This window comes from Streptomyces sp. NPDC007971, assembly GCF_042958635.1.
GTDB lineage: Bacteria > Actinomycetota > Actinomycetes > Streptomycetales > Streptomycetaceae > Streptomyces.
In genome coordinates this window covers 235,321-241,995 of the sequence record NZ_JBIBJK010000016.1, presented here as the reverse complement: position 1 = coordinate 241,995, position 6,675 = coordinate 235,321, and the positions used below count along the sequence as shown (strand labels likewise).

Annotated in this window: 7 protein-coding genes; 3 read left to right on the top strand and 4 right to left on the bottom strand. The window is 69.6% G+C overall.

Annotation, left to right across the window (positions count from 1 at the left end; genetic code table 11):
- From ACFZCP_RS31230 to ACFZCP_RS31220, 3 genes are all read left to right on the top strand, one after another.
- A partial coding sequence (locus ACFZCP_RS31230; protein ID WP_391433387.1) for a carboxyl transferase domain-containing protein occupies positions 1–942 on the top strand: 942 nt, incomplete at its 5' end.
- Positions 943–999: 57 nt separating this feature from the next.
- Complete coding sequence (locus ACFZCP_RS31225) at positions 1,000–1,197, top strand: acyl-CoA carboxylase subunit epsilon (protein ID WP_362691223.1); 198 nt, start codon at positions 1,000–1,002, stop codon at positions 1,195–1,197.
- Positions 1,198–1,255: 58 nt separating this feature from the next.
- Complete coding sequence (locus tag ACFZCP_RS31220; RefSeq protein ID WP_391433381.1) at positions 1,256–1,381, top strand: hypothetical protein; 126 nt, start codon at positions 1,256–1,258, stop codon at positions 1,379–1,381.
- 70 nt (positions 1,382–1,451) lie between these two features.
- Here ACFZCP_RS31220 and ACFZCP_RS31215 read toward each other — a convergent pair whose 3' ends face one another.
- From ACFZCP_RS31215 to ACFZCP_RS31200, 4 genes are all read right to left on the bottom strand, one after another.
- Positions 1,452–2,033: an ATP/GTP-binding protein gene (locus ACFZCP_RS31215; protein ID WP_026248371.1), complete on the bottom strand. Its 582-nt coding sequence runs from the start codon at positions 2,031–2,033 to the stop codon at positions 1,452–1,454.
- Positions 2,014–2,583 (bottom strand): DUF742 domain-containing protein, encoded by a 570-nt coding sequence (locus ACFZCP_RS31210; RefSeq protein WP_059252787.1) that lies wholly within the window; start codon positions 2,581–2,583, stop codon positions 2,014–2,016. The genes ACFZCP_RS31215 and ACFZCP_RS31210 overlap by 20 nt, the downstream gene beginning before the upstream one ends.
- Positions 2,584–2,680: 97 nt before the next feature.
- Positions 2,681–3,094 carry a roadblock/LC7 domain-containing protein gene (locus ACFZCP_RS31205; protein WP_037625176.1) on the bottom strand — a complete coding sequence of 138 codons (414 nt, stop codon included), beginning with the start codon at positions 3,092–3,094 and terminating at the stop codon, positions 2,681–2,683.
- 10 nt (positions 3,095–3,104) lie between these two features.
- Complete coding sequence (locus ACFZCP_RS31200; RefSeq protein WP_391433376.1) at positions 3,105–6,389, bottom strand: nitrate- and nitrite sensing domain-containing protein; 3,285 nt, start codon at positions 6,387–6,389, stop codon at positions 3,105–3,107.
- Positions 6,390–6,675 lie beyond the last annotated feature (286 nt).

Sequence of the window (6,675 nt, the reverse complement as noted above, 5' to 3'; positions counted from 1 at the left end):
ACCGGCGAGGAGATCACCCAGAACGGGCTCGGCGGCGCGGACGTGCACGCGGAGACCTCGGGCGTGTGCCACTTCGCCTACGACGACGAGGAGACGTGCATCGCCGAGGTGCGCTACCTCGTCTCCCTGCTCCCGATGAACAACCGCGAGAACCCCCCGCGGGTGGAGTGCTCCGACCCGGCGGACCGCCGCTCCGACGTCCTGCTCGACCTGGTCCCGGCCGACGGCAACCGGCCCTACGACATGGCCAAGGTCATCGAGGAGATCGTCGACGACGGCGAGTACCTGGAGGTCCACGAGCGCTGGGCGCGCAACATCATCTGCGCGCTGGCCCGCCTGGACGGCCAGGTCGTCGGCATCATCGCCAACCAGCCCCAGGTCCTCGCGGGCGTCCTGGACATCGAGGCGAGCGAAAAAGCTGCGCGCTTTGTCCAGATGTGTGACGCTTTCAATGTCCCGATCGTGACCTTCCTGGACGTACCGGGGTTCCTGCCCGGTGTGGACCAGGAGCACGGCGGAATCATCCGCCACGGCGCGAAGCTGCTGTACGCCTACTGCAACGCGACCGTGCCGAGGATTTCGCTCATCCTGCGCAAGGCGTACGGAGGTGCCTACATCGTCATGGACTCCCAGTCGATCGGCGCCGACCTCACCTACGCCTGGCCCACCAACGAGATCGCCGTGATGGGCGCGGAAGGCGCGGCCAACGTCATCTTCCGCCGTCAGATCGCCGGTGCCGAGGACCCCGAGGCCATGCGGCAGAAGATGGTCAAGGAGTACAAGGCCGAGCTGATGCACCCGTACTACGCGGCGGAGCGCGGCCTGGTGGACGACGTCATCGACCCCGCCGAAACCCGCGAGGTCCTGGTCAAGTCCCTGGCGATGCTGCATTCCAAGCACGCAGACCTGCCGTCCCGCAAGCACGGCAACCCCCCGCAGTAACCGAGTGGACCCGCCGCGGCAACCCCGCGGACCTCTCTCTCACGGAGACTGACACCCATGAACACGCCTGACATCCGCGTCGAGAAGGGCCACGCCGAGCCGGAGGAAGTCGCCGCCATCACGGCAGTCCTGCTGGCCCGTGCCGCCGCCCGGACCGAGCCCTCGGCCCAGACGCACCGAGGCCGCGCAAAGGCCGGCTGGCGCCGCCTGGAGCGCGAGCCCGGCTTCCGTGCACCGCACAGCTGGCACGGCTAGGCAGCGCCGCCGAGCCCACTGGTTCCTGAAGGGCCCCTCCACTGCGGAGGGGCCCTTCTTGGTGTGCACGGGGCGTATCGCTGCGGAGGGCGAGGGCGAGGGCGAGGGCGAGGGCGAGGGCGAGGGCGAGGGCGAGGGCGAGGGCGAGGGCGAGGGCGAGGGCGGCGTGTACCCAGGACGGTGACGCACCACGAAGCCCCTGTCTCTCCCAGGGGGAGGGGCAGGGGCTTCGTGGGCGTCCTGGAGCGGCGGTGCTAGCGCAGGCGCGCCATCAGGGCGTGCTCGACCAGCGTGATCAGCGCCGACTTGGCGTCCGCGCGGTGACGGGCGTCGGTCGTGATGATCGGGGTGTCGGGGCCGATCTGCAGTGCTTCGCGGACCTCGTCGGGGTTGTACGGCTGGTTGCCGTCGAAGCCGTTGAGGGCGATGACGAAAGGCAGGCCCGAGTTTTCGAAGTAGTCGACCGCGGGGAAGCAGTCGGCCAGGCGCCGGGTGTCCACCAGGACGATCGCGCCGATGGCGCCGCGCACCAGGTCGTCCCACATGAACCAGAAGCGGTCCTGACCGGGCGTACCGAAGAGGTACAGGATCAGGTCCTGGTCGAGGGTGATACGGCCGAAGTCCATGGCGACCGTGGTGGTCGTCTTGTCCCCGGTGTGGGTGAGGTCGTCGATACCGGCCGACGCGGACGTCATGACGGCCTCTGTGCGCAGCGGGTTGATCTCCGAGACGGCGCCGACGAACGTGGTCTTGCCCACGCCGAAGCCGCCCGCCACCACGATCTTCGCGGAGGTGGTGGAGCGGGAAGGACCGCCGCTAGAGCTTGCGAAGTCCACTGAGCACCCTTTCGAGCAGTGTCACGTCTGGCTGGCCACCGGCGTTCTCGTCGCCGCCGGGCTGATGGATGGCGACCAGGCCCGCTTCCGCCAAGTCGGCGACGAGGATCCTGGCCACGCCGAGGGGGATGGTCAGCAGCGCCGAGACCTCGGCGACCGACTTGATCTCCCGGCACAGGTTGCAGATCCGCTGATGCTCGGGCAGCTGGCCTTGCATCTGGTGCGGAGCGGCGGTGGTGTGCACCAGTGCCTCGATGGCGAGCTGGTAGCGCGGGCGAGTCCGGCCGCCGGTCATGGCGTACGGACGCACCAGGGGGTTGTTGGCAGCAGTCGCCGGCGCCGGCTCGGGGCGGCGCTGCGGCTGAACCGGCTGGATACGCGGCGCCGACGGCTGGTCGTACGGCGAAGGGCCGGGGCCCTGCGGGGCGTACGGCTGCCGGTGGCTCGGGGCGGAGGGGAAGTTGTACCGGTTCGCCGATCCGTCGCCCTGGCCCTGGGCAGGGCCGTACGACCAGTTGCCCGAAGACGAACCGCCTGGGGGTGTTGCCACTATCTCTCCTCCTCCGAACTGCGCCGGGCACCCATCCGTGTGGAGCCGCGTCCCGAAACCTTACGGCCACGGGACGCGAATACGCACCGTCTGACTATTAGTTGAGAAGGCTTCCCTGGAGTTCTGCACGAAGATCCGGGGTGAGGACCGTGCCCGCGCGGTCCACCAGAAGGGCCATCTCGTACCCGATGAGGCCGATGTCCGCCTCCGGGTGGGCCAGAACCGCGAGCGACGAACCGTCGGAGATGGACATGAGGAAGAGGAATCCCCGCTCCATCTCCACAACCGTCTGGTTCACGTGGCCTCCCTCGAAGATGCGGGAGGCGCCTGCCGTCAGGGACGTCAGACCGGAGGCGACGGCCGCGAGCTGGTCGGCGCGGTCGCGGGGGAAGCCTTCGGACATCGCCAGAAGGAGTCCGTCGGCGGAGACCACCACCGTGTGGGACACCCCCGGGGTGTTGTCCACGAAGTTGGTGATCAACCAGTTCAGGTTCTGTGCCGCCTGGCTCATCGGGCTCACACTAACGCTCCTGGTTGTAGGTGCTGTCAGGACCGAAGCCCTGGCCGTTCGTTTCACTGCCTGCGCTGCGTCCGCGCTGGACGCCTCGACGCAGGTTGCTCAGCCTGCCCCGGACGTCCTCCGGGGCGCGGGAGACCTGGGGGCCTCCCTGTGGGGTTGTCTCGGCGGCACCCTCGACCAGGTTGGCCTTGGGCACCCGCCGCGGCAGGCCGGAGGAGGTGACCCCGCCCGCCTTGGGCTTCCGGAGCTGGGAGGCCTGCTGCCAGCGCTCGTCGTTCGCCGAACGCCAGCTGTTGTCGCCGCCCGCCGCCGGAGTGTTGTCCTGCGCGGGAGCCGGCGTTTCCCGCTGCACGCGCGCCGTGCCGTTCGGGGCACTCGCACCGTTGGATCCGCTCGCGGTGGATCCCCGGCGGGGCAGCCCGGCGTCGGTCAGCTGGTGGGAGGCGGGAGAGGCCGGTCCCGGACGGTCGAAGCCTACGCGGTTCCGCTCACTCGCGTCACCGGCCTGCGACGATTCCGTTTCCGGAGCGTACTGGGCCGGATAGCCGTTCTGGTAGCCGTCCTGCTGGGGCCAGTCGTCCTGGTAGGGCTGGGTCTGGAAGGACCCGAAGGCGTCCGCCGCCGCAGCGTGCGTGGGCGCGGGCTCCTCCTGGGCAGGCTCCGCATACGACGCGGGGTCGCGGTAGCCGCCGTTCGAGGTGAAACCGTCGTTCTGCGGCAGGCCGCCGTTCGGCGCGTAGTACTGGTCGTCGTACGACTTCTCGTACGGCTCCTCGTACGCGGGGCGCTGCTGCTCCTCGTACGTCTGCTCCTGGTAGGCCTGCTGCGGCTGCTCCGGGTAGCCCGGCTGCTCGGTGTAGCCCGTGCTGCTGCCGTCGAAGCCCTGCCGGGCGTCGAAGTCGTCGCGGAACCCGGACTGCTCGGCGTTCTCCTGCTGCGGCTGCTCGTGGCTGTGGGCCTCCAGGGCCGCACGGCGCCCCTCGCGTGCCAGCGAGCGGCCGACGGGGTCCAGCCCGCGGATGTCGTCGGGGACCTCGGAGTACCGGCTGTCGTCGAAGCCCAGCTCGGCGGCGGTGCGCATGGGCGCCACCTGGCCGAAGCTCTCACCCTGGAACTGCTGGTCCGGGATGATCTGGGAGACCGTGAACTCATCGTGGTCCAGCGGCGTCTCGGCGCCACCGCCGTGCGTGATGGCGTCCGGCAGCATGACCAGGGAGGTCGTGCCGGCCTGCTCGCCCGAGGGACGCAGCTGGACGCGGATGCCGTGCCGGTCGGACAGCCGGCCGACCACGAACAGGCCCATGCGCTGGGAGATCGCGGCGTCCACGGTCGGCGGGTTGGCCAGCTTGTGGTTGATGTCCGCGAAGTCCTCGGCGGTCAGGCCGATGCCCTTGTCGTGGATCTCGATCATGACGCGACCGTCGGGGAGACGGGTGGCGGTCACGCGAACCTTGGTCTGCGGGGAGGAGAACGTCGTCGCGTTCTCCAGCAGCTCGGCCAGCAGGTGCACGAGGTCGGTCACGGCGCGGCCGTGGATCTCGGCCTCCGGGACGCCCGACAGCTCGATGCGCTCGTACTGCTCCACCTCGGAGGAGGCGGCGCGCAGGACGTCGACCAGCGGGACCGGCTGGTCCCAGCGGCGGCCGGGCTCCTCGCCGGCGAGGACCAGGAGGTTCTCGCCGTTGCGGCGCATACGGGTGGCGAGGTGGTCCAGGCGGAAGAGGTTCTCCAGCTGGTCCGGGTCGGCCTCGTTGTTCTCCAGGTCGGTGATCAGGGTCAGCTGGCCCTCGATCAGCGACTGGTTGCGGCGCGAGAGGTTGGTGAAGATCGCGTTGATGTTGCCACGGAGCAGGGCCTGCTCGGAGGCGAGTCGAACGGCCTCGCGGTGGACCTGGTCGAAGGCGCGGGCGACCTCGCCGATCTCGTCCTTGGTGGTGATCGGGATCGGCGCGACCCGGGTGTCGACCCGGCCGGGGTCGGTGCGCGAGAGCTGGTCGACCAGCATCGGCAGGCGCTGCTCGGCGATGCCGAAGGCGGCGTTGCGCAGCTGGCGCATCGAGCGGCTCATCTGGCGGGCCACGGCACCGGCCAGGATGAACGCGAGGAGCAGCGCGACCACGACGACGGCACCGGTGGTGATCGCCGAGGCCTTGGCGTTGTCGGCGATGTTCGAGGCCTCGTTCACCGCCTTGTCGGCGAGGTCCGACTCGATCTGTCGGTAGGCCTTGTACTTGAGGGTGTTGAGCGCCCACCAGTTTTCGGGCGTGATGCCGCCCTGCGCCAGCTGCTGGCGGGTGAGCGCGCTGGTGTCCTTCATGGTGACGAGCCCCCCGATCAGCTTGGTCGGGTCGGCCGGCGGGGGGACGTACTGCGGGTTCGCCCCCTTGGCCTGCTCGGCCATGGCGACGGCGTCCGTCTTGATCTTCGTTTCCGCGTCGCTCAGCTTCTGCGCGTCCGCGTCGGTGCCACCGCCGAGGTACTCCTCCCGGGCGATCCGCTCCAGGTAGGCGTACGAGGACAGGGAGACCCGCTGGGTCGCCAGGTTCGGGGCGTCGGGGCCGGGCTTGACCAGCAGGTGCGTGCCGATGGACCGCTCCAGCGACAGCGCGGCCTTGGTCAGCGAGATGGCGTAGACGGTACGGCCGTAGGAGGTGATGTTGCCGGTGCCCAGACCGAGCTCGTTGGCGAACTCCATCAGGGGGTGGCTGACGTCGACGTAGCCCTCTTCGGTCTCCACGCCGTGCTTCTTGGAGGTGTACGCGACCTGACGCAGCTTCGCCAGCTCGGGCTCGGCCTTGCGGAACAGCCTCAGCCGGCGCTCCAGGCCCGGCGTGTTCGGCATGTCCTGCGCGGCCTGGGTGAACGCGGCGGCGGCCTGGTCCGTTGCCTTGCGGGCCGAGTCGACGGTCTGCTTGCTGGCGGCGTCCTTCTTGTTCAGCAGCAAGGGGGCCGCGGTGACGTCACGCTCGTTCTCGAGGGCGTCGGCGTAGGACAGGGAGGCGCGCACCAGGCGTGCGGTGCTCTCCGCGTCCCGGGCTTCCTGCCAGGTGTCGATCGAGCTCTTCACCTGGAAGCCGCCCATGACCAGGCCGACACCCACGGGTATGAGCAGGATCGCGTTCAGCCTGGTCGGCACGCGCCAGTTGCGCGGGGAGAAGCGGCCGCCGCTGGGCGCGGGAGTGGCCGCCGGCTCCGAACCGGGCACAGGGGTGGGCGCCGCAGCGCGCGGCGGCGGGGTGAAGTTGCCCCGCGCCGACGGCTCGGGACCGTTCTTGCTTCGCCTCACTCGACCAACAACCTCTCGGCGGTCGGCACCTACCTCGTGCCGCAGTCTCTCAGAGCCCGGTTCGTCATCGACCAGTGAGTACGTCTTTGACTAAGGGGCAGTTCAGGCATTCCAGCACGTGGACCAGCGCACTTCCAAACAGTGGAAACCCCCGGCTGGTGGCGTTGTAAGCACCAGATAAAACGGTCATAAAGAGCGAGCCCCGCCAAAAGGCGGGGCGATTGTGAGCACAGCGGCACCGCTCGACCGCGTCGCGTGGTGATGCCGGACGATTCCTCTGCCGAAC

Bases quoted from the DNA above. Each gene is read 5' to 3' on its own strand.
- ACFZCP_RS31225 (WP_362691223.1), top strand. From the start codon at position 1,000: ATGAACACGCCTGACATCCGCGTCGAGAAGGGCCACGCCGAGCCGGAG.
- ACFZCP_RS31205 (WP_037625176.1), bottom strand. From the start codon at position 3,094: ATGAGCCAGGCGGCACAGAACCTGAACTGGTTGATCACCAACTTCGTG.